General features: G+C 69.8%; 17 protein-coding genes and 2 pseudogenes. 15 read left to right on the forward strand and 4 right to left on the reverse strand.

Annotated features, from left to right (window positions below; genetic code table 11):
- The first annotated feature begins 226 nt into the window (after positions 1–226).
- The 4 genes from ACFJI0_RS16780 (at position 227) to ACFJI0_RS16795 (ending at position 4,436) form a co-directional block, all read left to right on the forward strand.
- A complete protein-coding gene (locus ACFJI0_RS16780; RefSeq protein ID WP_382321262.1) occupies positions 227–1,261 on the forward strand; it encodes an ABC transporter substrate-binding protein in 1,035 nt (344 codons plus the stop codon).
- Positions 1,258–1,749 (forward strand): nucleoside deaminase, encoded by a 492-nt coding sequence (locus tag ACFJI0_RS16785; RefSeq protein WP_382321264.1) that lies wholly within the window; start codon positions 1,258–1,260, stop codon positions 1,747–1,749. Before ACFJI0_RS16780 ends, ACFJI0_RS16785 begins: the two co-directional genes overlap by 4 nt.
- Before the next feature lie 30 nt (positions 1,750–1,779).
- Positions 1,780–2,613 carry an urease accessory protein UreD gene (locus tag ACFJI0_RS16790; protein ID WP_382321267.1) on the forward strand — a complete coding sequence of 278 codons (834 nt, stop codon included), beginning with the start codon at positions 1,780–1,782 and terminating at the stop codon, positions 2,611–2,613.
- Between the two features lie 128 nt (positions 2,614–2,741).
- Positions 2,742–4,436, forward strand: coding sequence for a tetratricopeptide repeat protein (locus tag ACFJI0_RS16795; protein WP_382321270.1), 1,695 nt, complete (start codon positions 2,742–2,744; stop codon positions 4,434–4,436).
- Positions 4,437–4,443: 7 nt separating this feature from the next.
- Here ACFJI0_RS16795 and ACFJI0_RS16800 read toward each other — a convergent pair whose 3' ends face one another.
- Entirely contained in the window at positions 4,444–5,352 is a 909-nt protein-coding gene (locus tag ACFJI0_RS16800) for a LysR family transcriptional regulator (RefSeq protein ID WP_382155780.1), read from the reverse strand.
- 94 nt (positions 5,353–5,446) lie between these two features.
- Here ACFJI0_RS16800 and ACFJI0_RS16805 point away from each other — a divergent pair, with 94 nt between their 5' ends.
- From ACFJI0_RS16805 to ACFJI0_RS16855, 11 genes and pseudogenes are all read left to right on the forward strand, one after another.
- Positions 5,447–6,661, forward strand: a complete 1,215-nt coding sequence (locus ACFJI0_RS16805; RefSeq protein WP_382155778.1) for an amino acid ABC transporter substrate-binding protein — start codon at positions 5,447–5,449, stop codon at positions 6,659–6,661.
- A 90-nt stretch (positions 6,662–6,751) separates the two neighbouring features.
- On the forward strand, positions 6,752–7,627 hold the full coding sequence (locus tag ACFJI0_RS16810) for a branched-chain amino acid ABC transporter permease (RefSeq protein ID WP_382321272.1): 876 nt from the start codon (positions 6,752–6,754) through the stop codon (positions 7,625–7,627).
- A 321-nt stretch (positions 7,628–7,948) separates the two neighbouring features.
- Positions 7,949–8,542 (forward strand): branched-chain amino acid ABC transporter permease, encoded by a 594-nt coding sequence (locus ACFJI0_RS16815; protein ID WP_382321274.1) that lies wholly within the window; start codon positions 7,949–7,951, stop codon positions 8,540–8,542.
- Positions 8,539–9,270 (forward strand): ABC transporter ATP-binding protein, encoded by a 732-nt coding sequence (locus ACFJI0_RS16820; protein WP_382321276.1) that lies wholly within the window; start codon positions 8,539–8,541, stop codon positions 9,268–9,270. The genes ACFJI0_RS16815 and ACFJI0_RS16820 overlap by 4 nt, the downstream gene beginning before the upstream one ends.
- Positions 9,263–9,991, forward strand: a complete 729-nt coding sequence (locus tag ACFJI0_RS16825; protein ID WP_382321279.1) for an ABC transporter ATP-binding protein — start codon at positions 9,263–9,265, stop codon at positions 9,989–9,991. The genes ACFJI0_RS16820 and ACFJI0_RS16825 overlap by 8 nt, the downstream gene beginning before the upstream one ends.
- Complete coding sequence (locus ACFJI0_RS16830) at positions 9,988–10,983, forward strand: acetamidase/formamidase family protein (RefSeq protein WP_382321281.1); 996 nt, start codon at positions 9,988–9,990, stop codon at positions 10,981–10,983. The genes ACFJI0_RS16825 and ACFJI0_RS16830 overlap by 4 nt, the downstream gene beginning before the upstream one ends.
- A gap of 32 nt (positions 10,984–11,015) precedes the next feature.
- A complete protein-coding gene (locus tag ACFJI0_RS16835; RefSeq protein WP_382321283.1) occupies positions 11,016–11,786 on the forward strand; it encodes an SDR family NAD(P)-dependent oxidoreductase in 771 nt (256 codons plus the stop codon).
- Between the two features lie 29 nt (positions 11,787–11,815).
- Positions 11,816–12,349, forward strand: a complete 534-nt coding sequence (locus tag ACFJI0_RS16840) for a 2,4'-dihydroxyacetophenone dioxygenase family protein (protein WP_382155761.1) — start codon at positions 11,816–11,818, stop codon at positions 12,347–12,349.
- 18 nt (positions 12,350–12,367) lie between these two features.
- A pseudogene (locus ACFJI0_RS16845) lies at positions 12,368–14,534 on the forward strand (thiamine pyrophosphate-dependent enzyme).
- Between the two features lie 2 nt (positions 14,535–14,536).
- On the forward strand, positions 14,537–16,159 hold the full coding sequence (locus ACFJI0_RS16850) for an indolepyruvate oxidoreductase subunit beta family protein (protein WP_382321286.1): 1,623 nt from the start codon (positions 14,537–14,539) through the stop codon (positions 16,157–16,159).
- A 176-nt stretch (positions 16,160–16,335) separates the two neighbouring features.
- A complete protein-coding gene (locus tag ACFJI0_RS16855; protein WP_382321288.1) occupies positions 16,336–17,184 on the forward strand; it encodes a Bug family tripartite tricarboxylate transporter substrate binding protein in 849 nt (282 codons plus the stop codon).
- Between the two features lie 18 nt (positions 17,185–17,202).
- Here ACFJI0_RS16855 and ACFJI0_RS16860 read toward each other — a convergent pair whose 3' ends face one another.
- From ACFJI0_RS16860 to ACFJI0_RS16870, 3 genes and pseudogenes are all read right to left on the reverse strand, one after another.
- Positions 17,203–17,409 (reverse strand): hypothetical protein, encoded by a 207-nt coding sequence (locus tag ACFJI0_RS16860; RefSeq protein ID WP_291121965.1) that lies wholly within the window; start codon positions 17,407–17,409, stop codon positions 17,203–17,205.
- A 135-nt stretch (positions 17,410–17,544) separates the two neighbouring features.
- Positions 17,545–18,238 (reverse strand): annotated as a pseudogene (gene urtE, locus ACFJI0_RS16865) (urea ABC transporter ATP-binding subunit UrtE).
- Positions 18,232–18,435, reverse strand: a complete 204-nt coding sequence (locus ACFJI0_RS16870; protein ID WP_382321291.1) for a hypothetical protein — start codon at positions 18,433–18,435, stop codon at positions 18,232–18,234. The pseudogene urtE and the gene ACFJI0_RS16870 overlap by 7 nt, the downstream one beginning before the upstream one ends.
- Between the last annotated feature and the right edge of the window lie 135 nt (positions 18,436–18,570).

Raw genomic sequence — 18,570 nt, forward strand, 5'->3', positions numbered from 1 at the left:
GCCCCGCATTGCACGGGGTTGAACGCTTCTACTCTGGCCCTGCATGCTAGCAAAAGGCAGGCCACATCGGGTTGGCATGCCTCGTGCATACCCGCACCTCGCAGAGTAGAAGCGTTCAGCAGATGGTGCCCCCACACCGCCCGCCCGGAAATTGCTCTTGTACGTCTCCCGTCGCGACTCACATGGCCTGCGGGAGTGGAACAAGCCCACCGTCCGGAGCCTTGCCATGCAACGCCGTCACTTCCTCGCTTCCTCTTCCGCCGCCGCCGTCTCGGCCCTCGCCGCCCCCACCGTCTGGGGCCAGGCCTCACCCAAGCTCACGCCCGTCAAGTTCACGCTGGACTTCCGCATCACCGGCCAGACCTCGCCCTTCTTCCTCGCCCAGAGCAAGGGCTACTACAGGGACGAAGGCCTGGACGTGAGCATCGACGTGGGCTCCGGCTCGGTCGCCTCCATCACGCGCATCGCCAGTGGCGTCTACCAGATGGGCCTGGGCGACATCAGCTCGCTGATCGAGTTCCAGGCGACCCAGAGCGGCACGCCTTTGGTGCAGGCCGTGTACCAGTACTACAACCGCGCACCGTTCGCGATCATTGGCCGCAAGGACCGGGGCATCACCACCGACTTCCGCAGCCTCGAAGGCAAGAAGATCGCGGCCGCCGCCGTCGAGTCCACGCGCCGCGCCTGGCCCATGGTGGCGCGCAGGCTGCGCGTGAAGAACGACCTCTTCCAGTGGTCCACCACCGACTTCGCCTCGCGCGACAACGTCGTCGTGCGCGGCGACGTGGACGGCGCCACCTACTTCCACGACTCCGCCGTCTCGCTGTTCGCGCGCATGAAGCTCGACGAACTCTCCATCCTCGAATACACCAGCGCCGGCGTGAACCTGTACGGCAACGCCATCCTCGCGAGCAACGCCATGATCACGCAGAACCCCGCCGCCGTGGCCGGCTTCCTGCGCGCCACCAACCGCGCCATCCAGGAGAGCATGGCCGATCCGGTCGCCGCGATCGCCGCCACCAAGCTGCGCGAGCCCATCCTCAACGAAGCCGTCGAACTCGAGCGCTGGCGCATCACGCAGCGCTACATCGCCGCGGCCGACACGCGCAGCCACGGCCTGGGCGATGTCTTCAAGCGCACGCTGGAACAACAGGTGGACGAGGTCGTCGACGTGTTCGGCCTCAAGGCCCGCCCCAGCGTGGAAGGCGTGTTCAACCGCGCCATGCTGCCGGCCGCCGGCGACCGGGTGCTCAAGGCATGACGACGGCCACCCTGAACGAGCGCGACGGCGCCTACCTGCGCCAGGCCATCGGCTGGGCGCGCGTGGCGCGCGAGCGGGGCAACCGCCCTTTCGGCGCGGTGGTGATCGCCGGCGACGGCCGCGTGCTCGCCGAGGCCTGGTGCAACACCGGCGAGACCGGCGACTGCACCGGCCACGCCGAGACCAACGCGGTGCGCCAGCTCAGCCCGGTGGTGGACCGCGAGACGCTCTCGCGCGCCACGCTCTATTCCTCGGCGGAACCCTGCGTGATGTGCGCGGGCGCGATCTTCTGGAGCAACATCGGGCGCGTGGTGTTCGGCATCGACGCGGTGAGCCTGCGCGTGTTCCGCGGCGAGCGCGCCGAGCAGCGCGATGCCGAGCTGTCGTGCCGCGATGTGTTCGCGGCCTCGCCGCACCGCATCGAGTGCATCGGCCCCGCGCTGCTGGACGAGGCGAGCGAGCCGCACCAGGGCTTCTGGAAAACCTGAGCGCACCGGAGCGCCCCGTAAACTCCCCGCATGCCCTGGCACGCCCAACTCGACCTGAACTACCGCCGCGACGACGCCCAGCGCACCGTGCTGCAGCACGCCCACACCGGGCCGCTGCGCATCCTCAAGAGCCTGTACCCCGAAGGCGAGGGCATCTGCCACAACGTGGTGGTGCACCCGCCCGGCGGGCTGGTGGGCGGCGACGTGCTGGACCTGCGCGTGCGCGCGGGCGCCCAGGCGCACGGCCTGCTCTCCACGCCAGGTGCCACGCGCTTCTACCGCTCGGACGGCCCGGCCGCCACGCAGCAGGTCACGCTCGCGCTGGAGGCCGGCGCGCGGCTCGAATGGCTGCCGCTCGAAGCCATCGCCTACCCGGGCTGCCTGGCGCACAACACCCTGCGCGCCACACTCGCCGAAGGCGCCGAGCTGATCGGCTGGGACGTGTGCGCCCTCGGCCTGCCCACCGCCGGCCAGCCCTTCGATCGCGGCCACCTCACCCAGCACCTGGAGATCCCGGGCCTGTGGCTGGAGCGTTCGCACATCGACGCGGCCGACACCCGCCTGCTCGAATCGCCCCTGGGCCTGGCCGGCCAGCGCTGCCTGGGCACGCTGTGGCTGGCCTGCGGCAGCCCGCTCGCGCGCGAGCGGCGCGAGCACCTGCTGGAGACCGTGCGCGCGCACCTGGACGGTGACCTCCAGGGCGTGCAGGCCGGCGCCACCTGCCCTAATCCGCAGATGCTGGTGCTGCGCGCGGTGGCGCCGCTGGTGGAGCCCTTGATGGCGCTGTTCCAGCGCGTCTGGGGCGGGCTGCGCACCGAGGCCTGGGGCCTGTCGGCGGTGCCGCCGCGCATCTGGCGCGTCTGACCCGCCCCAGGCTGGGGCGGCGACCGTTCGTCTGCTGCCCGAAAAGCACCGGAATCGCCACCCTCTTCTCCCCCTCATGGTGCGTGGCGCTGGGCAGAATCCTGACATTGCCCCTTTTGCGTCCGCTCATGCCTTCCGCACCCAACCAGCTCCACGACGCCCATGCGCTCGTGATCGAGGGCAACCTGCAATCGCGCTCCATCCTCGTCGCCCAGCTGCGCGACCTGGGCGTGGGCACGGTCGTGCAGTGCTCGCGCCTGACCGACGGGCGCCGCAAGCTCGAGATGGCGAGCTTCGACGTGGTCATCTGCGAACAGCGTTTCGAGCGCGAGTCCGGCTCCGGCCAGGACCTGCTGGACGACCTGCGGCGCAACCAGCTGCTGCCCTTTCACACCGTGTTCGTGATGCTCACGGCCGAGGCCTCCTACGCCAGCGTGGCCGAGGCCGCCGAGTCGGCGCTGGACGCCTACCTGCTCAAACCCCACACCGCCTCGCGCCTGGCCCACCGCATCGTGCAGGCGCGTGTGCGCAAGCAGTCGCTGCAGGACATCTTCAGCGCCATCGACGCGCAGGACTTCGAGCGCGCCGCCAACCTGTGCCAGACCCGGTTCGAAGCGCGCCAGTCCTACTGGCTGTACGCCGCGCGCATCGGCGCCGAGCTCATGCTGCGCGGCGGCCGCGTGGACGAGGCCCAGACCCTGTATCAGGCCGTGATCGAGGCCAAGACCCTGCCCTGGGCCCGCCTGGGGGTGGCGCGGGCCCAACTGGAAAACGGCCAGCCGGCCAAGGCCGTGACCACGCTGGAGAGCCTGATCCGCGACGACGACGCCTACGCGGACGCCTACGACGTGATGGGCCGCGCCCAGTTCGAGCTGGGCAACTTCCAGAGCGCGCTCACCACCTACGAGATCGCCACGCGCCTCACGCCCTCGTCCATCAGCCGCCTGCTCAAGCACGGCATGCTGGCCTACTACACCGGCGAGCGCAGCGAAGGCGTGGAGCTGCTCGACCGCGCCACGCGCCTGGGCCTGGACTCCAAGATGTATGACGCGCAGGCCCTGTTGCTGCTGGCCTTCGCCCGGCTCGACAACAACGACGCGCGCGGCCTGCAGCGCACGGTGGACCAGCTCACCCGGCTGCGCGACCGCAGCCACGCGCCCGCGCGGCCACACCGCCTGCTGGCCATGGCCGAGAGCCTGCTCGCGCTGCAGCAGCAGAACACCACGCGCGCCGTCGACGACGTGCGCCGCCTGACCGACAGCGTGCTCACGCCCGACTTCGATTTCGAATCCGCCTGCAACCTGCTCGCCCTGATGGGCCGGCTCGCGATGCGCTCCCTGCCCATGCAGGACGCCGAAGGCGCGGTGGACCGGCTCGCGCTGCGTTTCGGCACCAGCCGCGCCATGACCGAGCTGCTGGCCTGCGCGGCCGGCAGCGATGCGGGGCATGCCGAGCGCATCCGCGCCGCCCACGGCCAGGTGCTGCGCATCTCGCAGGACGCCATGGCCCTGAGCCTCAAGGGCGACCCGCAGGGCACGGTGCAACAGCTGCTCGAAGCCGGTGAACGCACCGGCAACGCCAAGCTGATCGAGTCCGCGCACCAGGTGCTGCAGCGCCACAGCGAGCGCATGGACAGCTACCCGGCGCTGCAGGAACGCGTGGAGGCGCTGCGCGCGCTCTACCGCACCACCGCGCCCATCACCCGCCTGGGCGAGCACACCAGCAGCGGCCAGACCCCGCCGGGCGGCGTCTCGCTGTCGGCCGGCTACAAGCCGCCCAGCCCCGAAAGCCTGACCGGCACCACCGCCCAGCCCGCCGCCTGAGCGCGCCTCAGAGCTCGCAGAACAGGCGCACCACCTGTTCGCGGAACCAGCGGTTGTCCGGGTCGCTCTCGAAGCGGTGGCTCCAGTGCAATGAGACGGTGAAGTTGCAGTCCACGAACGGCGGCTGCACCATCACGCAGCCACCCGAGGCGACAAAGCCGCGCGCGATGTTGCCCGGCATCACCACGCAGAGGTCGGTCGCGCTCACGATCGAGGGCAGCACCATGAAGTGCTCGGTGGTCAGGCGCAGGCGGTCCTGCAGGCCGGTCTGCTCCAGGATGCGCAGCGTGTCGCCGTGCGAACGCACACCCACGAACTCCAGCTTCTGCAAGGCCTTGAGCTGCGCCGCCCCCTTCAGGCGCTTCAAGGGTGCATGCATGGGATGGCCGGCGCGCATCAGCACCACATAGCGGTCGCGCAGCAGCTCGGTGCGCTGCGTGTCCTTCACCAGCGGCAGGAAACCGAAGGCGAAATCGATCACCCCGGTGTCCAGCGCATCGGCCAGCTGCGCGTGGGCCACCGGGCGGCTGGCCACGCGCACACCGGGCGCGAGCTGTTGCAGGCTGACCATGAGCTCGGGCAGGAAGCGGTTCTCGCCGATGTCGCTCATGTGCAGGCGGAACAGCCGGCGCGAACGCTGCGGGTCGAAGCCGGTGGACTCGTTGATCGCCTGCTCGACGATGGCCAGCGCGTTCTGCACCGCGCCCGCCAGGCGCTCGGCGCGCGGCGTCGGTTTCACGCCGCCGGGCGTGCGCACGAAGAGCGCGTCCTCCAGCAGCAGCCGCAGGCGGCCCAGTCCGTGGCTCGCGGCCGGCTGGGTCAGGCCCACCTGCTCGGCGGCGCGGCTCACGCTGCCGGCGCGGTAGATCGCCGCGAACAGGCGCAGCAGGTTCAGGTCGATGTCGTTGATATGCATGGCATTGATATTCGATATCCCCTTGATCTTATTGCCGAATATGTCACAGACCGTGAAACTCCGCGACTCAACAACAAAACCCACCGGAGACAAGATGAACAAGAGGACCACCCTGACCTGGCTGGCCGCGGCCGCCGGCCTGTGCGCCCTGGCCGCCCTGCCCGCCCACGCGGCAGACCCCACCGAGATCCGCATCGGTTACGCCATTTCCAAGACCGGTCCCTACGCGGGCGGCGCCAGCACCACCGTGCTGCCGAACTACCAGCTGTGGCAGCAGGACCTGGAAAAGTCGGGTGGCATGCTCATCAACGGCAAGCGCGTGCCGGTCAAGTTCGTCGAGTACGACGACCGCAGCAGCTCCGAAGAAGGCGTGCGCGCCGTCGAGCGCCTGGTCAACCAGGACAAGGTCGACTTCATCCTGCCGCCCTGGGGCACGGCGATGAACCTCGCGGTCGCGCCCATCCTGGACCGCCACGGCTACCCGCACCTGACCACCACCATGATCACGGACCGCATTCCGCAGCTGCGCGAACGCTGGCCCAACACCTTCTTCTTCACGCTCACCTCCACCGACTACGCCAACGGCGTCATCGACCTGCTCACGCGGCTGCGCAGCGAGGGCAAGATCAAGGGCGACGTGGCGATCGTCAACGTGGCCGACCAGTTCGGCGTGGAATTGTCCAAGGCGGCGCGCGACGGCCTGAAGAAGGGCAACTTCAACGTCGTCTACGACCAGAGCTACCCGCTGGGCTCGCAGGACCTGCAGTCCATCCTGAACGAAGTCAAGCGCCGCGACCCCGAGGTCTTCCTGGCCTTCAGCTACCCGCCCGACACGCTGGCGCTGACCGACCAGGCGCGCGCCGTGGGCTTCAACCCCAAGCTGTTCTACACCGCCATCGGCACCGTGTTCCCGGTCTTCAAGGACCGCTTCGGCGCCAACGCCGAAGGCGTGCTGGGCCTGGGCGGCGTGAGCCCCGAACTGCCGGTGACCAAGGCCTACCGCGCCCGCCACCTGGAAGTCTTCAAGAAGGAAGCCGACTACAACGGCAGCGCGGTGACCTACGCCACGCTGCAGGTGCTGCAGCAGGCGATCGAGCGCGCCAACAGCATCGAGCGCAAGGCCGTCTCGGCCGAAATCGGCAAAGGCGGCTTCAACACCGTGATCGGCCCGGTCACGCTGAAGAACCGCATCTGGAGCGAGGCCTCCTCGGTCGGCCAGTGGCAGAACGGCCAGTTCCAGCCGGTCTCGCCCGCCAATGCCATCGGCGTCAAGCCGGTCGCGCTGCCCAAGCCGGCCTGGAAACAGTAACGCGTCACACCGCCCACACGGCACCGCCCGAACCACGCGCAGACGTGGCGGGCGGCTCGCCTTTTTTTCTTTCTCCCACGGTAACGCTCCATGGCATTGATCGACGCCCTGCTCAACGGGCTCACACTGGGCGGCGTGTACGCCCTGATCGCGATGGGCCTCACGCTGCAATACGGGGTGGCCCGCATCATGAACCTGGCCTACGGCCAGATGCTGATCGCCGCCGCCTTCGCCGCCTACGCCCTCTTCACCACCTTCGCGCTGAGCCCGCTGCTGGGCCTGCTGCTGATCGCGCCGGCCGCCTTCGCCCTGAACTGGCTGCTCTACCAGCTGCTGCTCACGCCGCTGGTGCGGCGCGCCAAGACCAGCGAAGCGCTGGAGGTGGACAGCATCCTGGCCACCTTCGGCCTGCTGTTCGTCATCGAAGGCATCGTGCTGGTGATCTTCGGCGGCAACTACTACAACTACGACTACCTGGGCCAGGTGATCACGCTGCTGGGCTCGCCGCTCAAGGCCAATCGGCTGCTGGCCCTGGGCTTCGCGGTGGTGATCGGCGTCGGCCTCTACCTCGTGCTGCACCACACGCGCCGGGGCACGGCGCTGCGCGCGGTCGCGGTCTCGCCCACCTCGGCGCAGCTGGTCGCGATCGACGTGCGCAAGGCCGCCGCCTTCGCGTTCGCGCTGGGGGGTGGCCTGGTGGCCGCCAGCGGCACGCTGGTCAGCATGTTCTTCACCATCAACGCGTCCATGGGCGTGGTCTTCACCATGAAGGCCCTCATCGTCGTGATCATGGGCGGCGTGGGCAACCTCATGGGCTGCCTGGTGGCGGGCCTGCTGCTGGGCCTGACCGAAAGCCTGGTGCGCACCTTCGTGGCGCCCGGCCTCACGCTCGCGGTCACCTTCGGCCTGTTCCTGCTGGTCCTCATCATCCGCCCCACGGGCATGTTCGGAAAGGCCGGGGCATGAAGCGCGGCGACATCGTGTTCGTCACGCTCGGCGTGGCGGGGCTGGCGGCCTGCGCGCTGCTGCCCTTCTTTGGCAGCGGTTACGCCATGTCGATGGCGATCAACCTGCTGATCTTCACCGTGCTGGCCACGGCCTGGGCCCTGTTCTCGGGGCCCACGGGTTATGTCTCGCTGGCCACGGTGGCCTTCTTCGGCCTGGGCGTGTACGTGGCCGCGGTGTTCGGCGAGGCCTGGCCCTGGCCGGCGGTGCTGGCCACGGCCGCGCTCGCCGCGCTGGCGGTGGCGCTGCTGGTGGGCCTGGCGCACGCTGCGGCTGCGCGGCGTGTACTTCGTGATCTTCACCTTCGGCCTGGCCGAGCTGATCCGCCAGGTCGTGACCTGGTACGAGGCCAACCACTCGGGCTCGGTCGGGCGCTACCTGTTCCTGGACATCGAGCAGAAGCACATCGTCTGGCAGCTCACCGCGCTGGCCGCGCTGGTCTACCTCGCGGGCTGGCTGGTGAAGCGCTCGCGCGTGGGCCTGGCGCTGCGCATGATCGGCGACGACGAGATGGTCGCGCGCCACTGCGGCGTGCACACCACCTTCGCCAAGCTGCTGGTGTTCGGCATCAGCGCCATGTTCATGGTCCTGGCCGGCGCCATCGTGGCGCCGCGCTGGACCTACATCGACCCGACGATCGCCTTCAACCCGGTGGTCTCGTTCCAGGTGCTGATCATGGCCCTGCTCGGTGGTGCCGCGCGCCTGCACGGCCCGGTGCTCGGCGTGATCCCGCTGGTGCTGCTGTTCGAGTTCCTCTCGGCCAACTTCCCGAACTACTTCAGCATCCTGCTGGGCTGCACCTTCCTCGTCATCGTGTACCTCGCGCCGCGCGGCATCGTGGGCCTGATGGACCGTCTGCAGGGAGGCAAGGCATGAGCACCCCCCTGTTGCAGGTGAACGGCCTGGTCAAGCGCTTCGGCGGCCTGGTCGCGGTCAATGGCGTGGACTTCTCGGTGGCCCAGGGCGAGATCGTCGGCCTGCTCGGGCCCAACGGCTCGGGCAAGACCACGGTGATCAACCTGATCTCGGGCGCGCTGCCGCCCACGGCGGGCTCGGTGACCCTGCACGGCCAGGAACTGACGGGATTGCCGGCCTTCCGCGTGGCGCGCGCCGGCGTGGCCCGCACCTTCCAGCTGGTGCGCGTGCTGGGCTCGATGGACTGCGTGGAGAACGTGCAGGCCGGCCTGGCCTTCGGCACGCAGAACCTGCCGCAGCGCGCCTCGCGCGCGCAGGCCCTGAAGCTGCTGGAGCGCGTGGGCATGGCGGACTTCGCCCACACCACCGCCAGCGAACTCACCTACATCAACCAGAAGCGGCTGGAGCTGGCGCGCGCGCTCGCGCTGCAACCGCGCCTGCTGCTGCTGGACGAATGGCTGTCCGGGCTGAACCCGTCCGAGCTGGTGGACGGCATCGCCCTGTTGCGCTCGCTGCGCGAGGAAGGCATCACCATGCTGATGGTCGAACACGTGATGGAGGCGATCCGCGCGCTGTGCGACCGCTGCGTGATCATGAACGCGGGCAGCCGCATCGCCGACGGCCCGCCGGCCGCCGCGCTGGCCGAACCGGCCGTGGTGCGCGCCTACCTGGGAGACGACGATGCTTGAAGTCAGCCAGGTCAGCGCGAGCTACGGCCACCACGTGGCGCTGCAGGGGGTGGACCTGCGCATCGGCGCGGGCGAGGTGGTGGTGATGCTGGGCGCCAACGGCGCCGGCAAGTCCACCCTGCTCAAGTGCATCGCGCGCCTCATTCCCTCCCTGCCGGGCAGCCGCATCGCGCTCGACGGCCAGGACCTGCTGGCCCTGCCCGCCCACGCGGTGGTGGAAGCCGGCATCGCCCTGGTGCCCGAGGGCCGGGGCATCTTCGGCGAGCTGAGCGTGCGCGAAAACCTGCAGCTCGGCGCCCACGCGAAGCGCGCGCGCGCCGGCGAGAAGGAGCAGCTGCAGCGCGTGCTGTCCATCTTCCCCAAACTGGAACAGCGCATGGGCCAGATGGCGCAGACCATGAGCGGTGGTGAACAGCAGATGGTGGCCATCGGCCGCGCGCTGATGTCGCAGCCGCGCGTGCTGCTGCTCGACGAGCCCTCGCTCGGGCTCTCGCCCATCATGACGGGCGAGCTGTTCCGTGCGCTGGCGCAGATCCGCACCCTGGGCGTGAGCGTGCTGCTGGTGGAGCAGAACGCCCGCCGCAGCCTGCGCATCGCCGACCGGGGCTACCTGCTGGAGAACGGCCGCATCGTCGGCCAGGGCTCGGCGCAGGACCTCGCGCAGGACCCGGCCGTGCAGCGCGCCTACCTGGGTGGCGCGGCCGCTGGAGCCACCGCATGAGCGCCACACCGCACCTGCGCTCGCGCCCCGAGACCGTGGTCTGGGGTTTCCTTGCCCCCGACGTGCCGCCGGTGCTGCGCATCGCCTCGGGCACCACGGTGGACATCGACACCGTCAACGCGCTGTGCGTGCCGCCCGACGCGCCCGAGGCCTTCTTCGAGCGGCACCGGCTCGAACTCACCGACGCCGCGCGGGACATCTGCGACATCGTGAAAACCGTGCCCAAGGGCGTGGGCCCGCACGTGCTCACCGGCCCCATCCACATCGAAGGCGCCGAACCGGGCGACGTGCTGGAGGTGCGCATCCACGAAGTCGAGCCGCGCGCACCGCACTACGGCGTCAACTTCACGCGACCCGGCGCCGGCAGCCTGCCCGATCTGCTGCCCGAACCACGCACCCAGGTGCTGCCGATCGACATGGCGCGCCGCACCGCCCGCTTCCGAGAGGGCCTGGACATCCCGCTGCGGCCCTTCATGGGCATCCTGGCGGTGGCGCCCACCTCGCGCGTGTCGTCGATCCCGCCGGGGCGCTTCGGCGGCAACATCGACCTCAAGCACCTGGTGCCCGGCGCGCGCCTGTACCTGCCGGTGCAGGTGCCGGGCGCGCTCTTCTTCACCGGCGACGGCCACGGCGCGCAGGGCAACGGCGAGGTCAACCTGACCGCGCTGGAAACCTCCATGACCACCCGGCTGGAGTTCGTGCTGCATCCCCGCCGCGCGCTCGCCTGGCCCATGGCCGAGACGCCCAGCCACTACATCGTGATGGGCCTCAACGAAGACCTCGACACCGCCGCCGCCGACGCGGTGCGGCGCGCGGTCGAGGTGCTGCAGGCCTTCGCGGGCGTGGACACGGGCGAGGCCTACGCGCTGGCCAGCCTGGTGGTGGACTTCGAGGTCACCCAGCTCGTGGACGGTGTCAAGGGCATCCACGGCTGCATCCCCAAATCGCTGCTCGCCCCCACGGCCGAGGCCTGGTGGGGACCCATGCCATGACAACCCCCGAACCCCGGACAGAAAGGACCCCCGTGTCGGACTTTGAAGGACAACATTGCGTGCTCACCGGCGGTGCCGGCAGCATCGGCCTGGCCGCCGCCCGCCAGCTGCTCGCGCGCGGCGCCTCGGTGCACCTGGTGGACCGCGACCCGGCCCTGCTGGAAGCCGCGCGCCAGGCGCTCGCGGCCGAAGGCCACGGCGAGCGCGTGGGCACCAGCGCCGCCGACGTGAGCGACAGCCGCCAGACGCAGGACTACCTGGCGCAGGCCGTGGCGCGCGCGGGCGCGATCGATTTCCTGTTCTGCAACGCCGGCCTCAACGGCGAGATCGTGCCCATCACCGCCTACCCCGAGGACGTGTTCGACACCGTGATGGCGGTCAACGTGCGCGGCACTTTCCTGGCGCTCAAGCACGGCCTGCCCCTGATGCGCGACGGCGGCAGCGTGCTGATCACCTCCAGCGTGATGGGCGTCACCGCCGACCCCGGCGTGAGCGCCTACGCCACCTCCAAGCACGCGCTGATCGGCCTGATGCGCGTGGCCGCCAAGGAAGTGGCGCCGCGCGGCATCCGCGTCAACGCCATCGCGCCCGGCCCCACGACCAACGGCTTCCAGAACGACATCGAGCGCCGCCTGAGCGACGTGGTGGGGCGCGACGCCACGCAGATGCTCAACGAGGCCATCCCGCTGCACCGCCACGCCCAGCCCGAGGAAATCGCGCGCATGGTGGTGTTCCTGGCCTCGGCTGGCAGCAGTTTCTCCACCGGCGGCGTGTTCATGGCCGACGGCGGCATGCACATCTGACCCCATGCAAAACGAAAGGACCCCACACCATGCCCGAACTCGCCACCCATGAATTCTGGAAAGACCTCAAGCCGATCGAGAAGGTCTTCCAGCCCGATGCCCTGCCCGAGGTCTACATCCCCAACGCGCCGACCGAGGACGAGCGCCTCTACGTGCCCTTCACCGAGACCGTGTCCTCGCGCCCGCTGTGGATCTCGCCGAGCCAGAACAAGTGGTGCGACATCCTGATGGCCAGGAAGGCCGGCCTGGTCAACCGCCACTACCACCCGCATCAGGTTTTCGCCTATACGATTTCCGGCAAATGGGGTTATCTTGAGCACGAATGGACCGCGACCGCGGGCGACTTCGTCTACGAGACCCCGGGCGAGGGCCACACGCTGGTGGCCTACGAGCACAAAGACCCGATGAAGGTGTTCTTCATCGTCGAAGGCCCGCTGATCTGGCTGGACGATCAGGGCGAGTCGAACGGCTACTTCGACGTGCACCAGTACATCGCCCTGTGCCGCGCCCATTACGAGAAGGTCGGCATCGGTGCCGCCTTCGTCGACACCCTGTTCCGCTGACCCTGGAGAGCCCGCACCGTGGAAGTTTCATTCAGCCAGGAAATCGAATCGCTGCGCCTGGGGGACGGCCAGACCTTCCACGGCGAAGGCATCCTCGCCATCACCAAGGCCTTGCTGCAGTCCGGCGTGGCCTACGTGGGCGGCTACCAGGGCGCGCCGGTCTCGCACCTGCTCGACGTGATGGTGCAGGCCAAGCCCTACATGGACGAGCTCGGCGTGCACGTGGAAGCCTGCTCCAACGAGGCCTCGGCCGCGGCCATGCTGGGCGCGTCCATCCACTACCCGCTGCGCGGCGCGGTCACCTGGAAGTCCATCGTGGGCACCAACGTGGCGGCCGACGCGCTCTCCAACCTGGCCTCGCCCGGCGTCACCGGCGGCGTGCTGGTGGTGGTGGGCGAGGACTACGGCGAAGGCGCCAGCGTGATCCAGGAGCGCACGCACGCCTACGCGCTCAAGTCGAGCATGGTGCTGCTGGACCCGCGGCCCGACCTGGAGCGCATGGTGCACATGGTCGAGCAGGGTTTCCGCCTGTCCGAGGCCTCGAACATGCCGGCGCTGATGGAGCTGCGCATCCGCGCCTGCCACGTGCGCGGCAGCTTCACGGCCAAGGACAACGTCAAGCCCGCGCTCTCGCGCCACAACCTGATCGAGGAGCCGGCGAGCTTCGACTACAACCGCCTGGCCCACCCGCCCGTGACCTTCCGCCACGAGAAGCTCAAGAGCGACGAGCGCATTCCGGCCGCGCGGCGCTACATCGTCGAGCACGGTCTGAACGAGCACTTCGACGGCGCGCACCAGGACCTGGGCCTGATCGTGCAGGGCGGCCTGTACAACACCCTGATCCGCGCGCTGCAGCAGTTCGGCCTGGCCGATGCCTTCGGGCGCAGCGCCATCCCCATGCTGGTGCTCAACGTCACCTGCCCGCTGGTGCCGCAGCAGCTCACCGACTTCTGCGTCGGCAAGCGCGCGGTGCTGATGCTGGAAGAGGGCCAGCCCGAGTACATCGAACAGGAGCTCGCCACCCTGCTGCGGCGCGGCGACATCCAGACGCCTCTGCACGGCAAGGACATGCTGCCCAACGCGGGCGAGTACACCGCCGAAGTCATGGCCAACGGCCTGGCGCACTTCATCGGGCGCTACCTGCAGGACCCGGCCACCCAGGCCGTGACCGACGCCGCGCGCGCCTGGCTGCAGGGCAACCAGACGCGCCGCCAGGAAGCCGCGCAGCAGCTGCAGGCGCCGCTGCCCGCGCGCCCGCCCGGCATGTGCGTGGGCTGCCCCGAGCGGCCGGTGTTCTCGGCCCTCAAGCTCGCGCAGCAGGACGTGGGGCCGGTGCACATCGCAGGCGACATCGGCTGCCACGCGCTGCGCGACCTTCGAGCCCTTCTCGTTCGGCCACTCCATCCTGGGCTACGGCATGAGCCTGGCCAGCCGCGCCGGCGTGTCGCCGGTGATGAAGCGGCGCGTGCTCTCCGTCATGGGCGACGGCGGCTTCTGGCACAACGGCCTGCTCACCGGCGTGCAGTCGGCCCTGTTCAACGGCGACGACGCGGTGCTGCTGATCTTCAAGAACGGCTACACCTCGGCCACCGGCACGCAGGACATCATCTCGACCCCCGGCGACGAGGCCAAGGAAGCCGCCGCCGACAAGCTGCAAAGCCTGGCCCACACCAACCAGACCATCGAGACCACGCTCAAGGGCCTGGGCGTGCAATGGATGCGCACCGTGCACACCTACGAGGTGGACACGGTGCGCGCCACGCTCACCGAGGCCTTCACCACCGAGTTCCAGGGCCTGAAGGTGATCGTGGCCGAGGGCGAATGCCAGCTGGAGCGCCAGCGCCGCATCAAGCCCTGGATCGCCAGCCTGCTCAAGAAGGGCCGGCGCGTGGTGCGCGTGAAGTACGGCGTGGACGAGGACGTGTGCAACGGCGACCACGCCTGCATCCGCCTCTCGGGCTGCCCCACGCTCACGCTCAAGGACAACCCCGACCCGCTCAAGGTGGACCCGGTGCGCACCGTCATCGACGGTTGCGTGGGCTGCGGCCTGTGCGGCGCCAACGCGCACGCGGCGACGCTGTGCCCGTCCTTCTACCGCGCCGAGGTGATCCAGAACCCGCGCTGGCACGAGCGCCTGATCCATTCCCTGCGCGGCAGCGTCGTGCGTCTGCTCCAACCGGCCTGAACATGCCTACGTCCCAACAACCCATCTCCCTGCTGCTCTGCGCCCTCGGTGGCGAGGGCGGCGGCATCCTCACCGACTGGCTGGTGGACACCGCGCGCCACGCGGGCTACCCGGCGCAGGCCACCTCCATCCCCGGCGTGGCGCAGCGCACCGGCGCCACCACCTACTACCTGGAGGTCTTCCCGGTGCCCACGGCCGACCTGGGCGGGCGCCGGCCGGTGTTCGGCCTCAACCCCCTGCCCGGCCGGCTCGACGCGCTGGTGTCCTCCGAGCTGCTCGAAACCGGCCGCCAGATCACCAACGGCCTGGCCTCCAGCACGCACACGCTGGTGATCAGCTCGTCCGCGCGCGCCCTGACCACGGGCGAGAAGATGGTGATGGGCGACGGCCGGCGCGACAACGCCGAACTGCTGGCTCTGGTGAACAAGCACAGCCTCGCGCGCCACGTGCTCGACATGGCCGCGCTCACCAGACAGGCCGGCACCGTGGTCAGCGCGGTGATGCTGGGCGCGATCGCGGGCAGCGGCCTGCTGCCCTTCGCACGGCGCGACTACGAGGCGGTGATCGCCGAGAGCGGCGGCGGCGCCAAGGCCAGCCTGCGCGGCTTCGCGCTCGCCTTCGACGCGGTGAACGCGCAGCGCACCCAGGCCGCCTACGTGGAACAGGTGCTGGCGACCGAAGGCGCCGCCGCGCCCGCGCCGCCGCAGGCCGCCCTGCCCGAGGCGCTGCGCCGCGAATTCCCGCTGGAGGCGCACGGCATCATGGCCCTGGGCCATGCGCGCGTCTGCGAGTACCAGAACGCGGCCTACGGCGAGCGTTATGCCCAGCGCCTGCGCCGCGTGCTGGCCGCCGAGACGCTCGGCGACCCGAAGAACCTGCACGGCCACCGCACCACGGTGGAGATGGCGCGCTGGGTCGCGCTGTGGATGGCGTTCGACGACATCGTGCTGGTGGCCGACCTCAAGAGCCGCGCGAGCCGCCAGGCGCGCGTGCGCGGCGAGGCCAAGGCCGGCCAGGACGACCTGCTGCGCGTGTACGACCACTTCAAGCCCGGCGCGCCCGAGTTCGCCGCGATGCTGCCCGAGGGCCTGGCGCGGCGCGTGCTGGCCTGGGACCGCCGGCGCGTGGCCGCCGGCCAGGCGCCCTGGGCGCTGCCGCTGAAGATCGGCACGCACTCGGTGCTGGGCATGCTCGCGCTGCGCGGCCTGGCCGCGTGCAAGCGCCTGCGCCCGCTGGGCAGCCGCTTCCACACCGAGCAGGCGCTGATCGACCGCTGGGTCGACGCCGTGGTGCAGCTTGCCGCCATGCACGCCCCGCTCGCGCACGAGGTGGCGCTGTGCGGCCGCCTCATCAAGGGCTACGGCAGCACCAACGAGCGCGGCAAGGACAACCTGCTGCACATCATCGACCACCTCGCCCTGCCCGCGCTGGCCGACCCGGCCAGCGCCACCCAGCGCGGCCAGGCCGTGGCCGCCGCGCGCAACGCCGCGCTGAGCGACGAGGCCGGCAAGGCGCTGGACCAGGCGCTGCGGCAACACGGCGCGCCCGCGCGCCCCGTCAAGGCACAGCCGATCCGCTGGCAGCACAATCCCCGGCTCAAGGCCAAACCGGCCTCGACGCCCTGACTTTCCGTTTTTCACAACAAAGGAGACCCGCATGAAGCACCACCCCACCCCCCTGTCTTCGCTGCCCTGGCGCCGCGCGGCGGCCACCGCCCTGCTCACCCTGGGCACCGTGACGGGCGCGCTCGCGCAGGCCTTCCCGGACAAGCCGCTCAAGGTCATCGTGGGTTTCCCGCCCGGTGGCGCGGCCGATCAGATCGCGCGCCTGGTGTCCACGCCGCTGCGCCACCGCGCTGGGCCAGCCGGTGATCGTGGAGAACCGGGCCGGTGCCAACGGCAACATCGCGGGCGAGGCGGTGGCGAAATCGCCCGCCGACGGCTACACCCTGCTGCTGAGTTCGGGCGGCATGGTCTCGGTCAACCCGCACCTCTCGCGCATGAGCTTCGACCCGGTGAAAGACCTCACCCCGGTGGCTTCCGCGGCGCGCGTGCTGGTCTACCTGATGGCGCGGCCCACGCTGGAGGTGAAGAACGTGCAGGAACTGGTGCGCATCGCCAAGGCCAACCCTGGCCGCATGAGCTACGGCTCGGCCGGCAACGGCAGCTCGCCCCACCTCGCGGGCGAGATGCTCAAGGCCCAGACCGGCATGTTCACCGTGCACGTGCCCTACCGGGGCGCCGCGCCCGCGCTCAACGACCTGATGGGCGGGCAGATCGACTACTACTTCGACCCCGGCATCGGCCTGGCCCACGCCAAGGCCGGGCGCACCAAGCTGCTCGCCGTGGGCAGCCTCAAGCGCTCGCCGCTGTTCCCCGACGTGCCCACGCTGGACGAAGCCGGCCTCAGGGGCTTCGACGCCGACACCGTGTTCGGCTTCTACGCCCCGGCCGGCACGCCGCCGGCCGTGATCACACGCATCAACACCGAGGTCAACAAGATCCTGGCCACCGCCAGCGTGAAGGAACGCATCACCGCGCTGGGTGGCGAAGCCCTGCCGCTCACGCCCGCCGAATTCGGCAAGCGCGGCATGGACGACTCGCAGCGCTTCGGCGCGATCATCCGCGACCGCAAGATCACGGCCGACTGAACGCGCGGCGGGCCTTCATCACGCCATGTAGACGGCGATGAAGGCCAGCATGAAGATCTGCAGCACGCCCATGGCGGGCAGCATGAGGGGCATGTAGTGCACGACGGAGTCGAAGATGTCCTCGGCCTCCTCGTCGGTGTAGACCCTCAATTCCGGATCCGAGTAGTCCTTCGGATGCTCGGCCAGGGCCTGGTCGGGGGCGGGCTGGGTGTGCGGGGTGTGCATGGCGGTCCTCTCGCAGTGAGTGATGCGCCTGGGCGGGCAAACGGTGTTCCCGCGCCCTCCGCCTCACTGTCCGGGGGGCGTGGACGGATCATCCCCCTTTTCGGCAAATCCTTCCACCCACCCTGACCTTGCGGCTCAGATCGCCACCAGCTGCCGGATGCCCTTGGCCTGCATCTCGCTGCCCGGCCCGCTGGCGATCACCTCGCCGCGCTCCATCACGAGGTAGTGGTCGGCCAGGGCCTCGGCGAAGTCGTAGTACTGCTCCACCAGCACGATGGCCAGTGTTGCCCCGGTCCGCCAGCATGCGGATCACCTTGCCGATGTCCTTGATGATGTTGGGCTGGATGCCTTCGGTGGGCTCGTCCAGGATCAGCAGCTTGGGGCCGGCGGCCAATGCCCGCGCGATCGCGAGCTGCTGCTGCTGACCACCCGAGAGGTCACCGCCCCGGCGGCCCAGCATCTGCTTGAGCACCGGGAACAACTCGAACAGCTCGGCCGGGATGGGCGTGCTGCCCTTCTTCGTCGCCAGGCCCATGAGCAGGTTCTCGTGCACCGTGAGGCGGCCGAAGATCTCGCGGCCCTGCGGCACGAAACCCACGCCCAGGCGCGCGCGCTCGTAGGGCGTGGCCTTGTGGATCGGCACACCGTCGAGTTCGATGCTGCCGCTCTTGATCGGCACCAGGCCCATCAGCGACTTGAGCAGTGTGGTCTTGCCCACGCCGTTGCGCCCCAGCACCACGGTGACCTTGCCGAGTTCGGCTTGCAGGCTGACGTTGCGCAGGATGTGGCTGCCGCCGTAGTACTGGTTGACATCTTTGACGTTCAGCATTTTGGTGTTCCTTCTGCGTTTTTTCTTTCGTGGCAGGCCGGGTCGCGCCCCGGCAGGCGCCTTACTTTCTTTTGCTTCGCCAAAAGAAAGTAAGCAAAGAAAAGGCGAGCCGAAGTCCGGGCCCCTTCGGGGTCCCCTGCGCTGCTCAGGTCACGGGGGAAGTTCGCAAACTTGTCCGCTTCGCGGCCTTCGAACATGCGAACTTCTTTTTCCCCGCGCCCTTGCGCTGCTCGGCCCGGCCACACGGCACAGGCGGGATCGGACTTCCCCTCAGGCGAAGCGGCGGTGGCGTTGAAGGGGAGTCCGATCCCGCTCCCGTCTGCTCCCCTCTG

This window comes from Hydrogenophaga sp. UC242_53 (assembly GCF_042696965.1).
In the GTDB taxonomy this organism is placed as follows: Bacteria; Pseudomonadota; Gammaproteobacteria; order Burkholderiales; family Burkholderiaceae_C; genus Hydrogenophaga.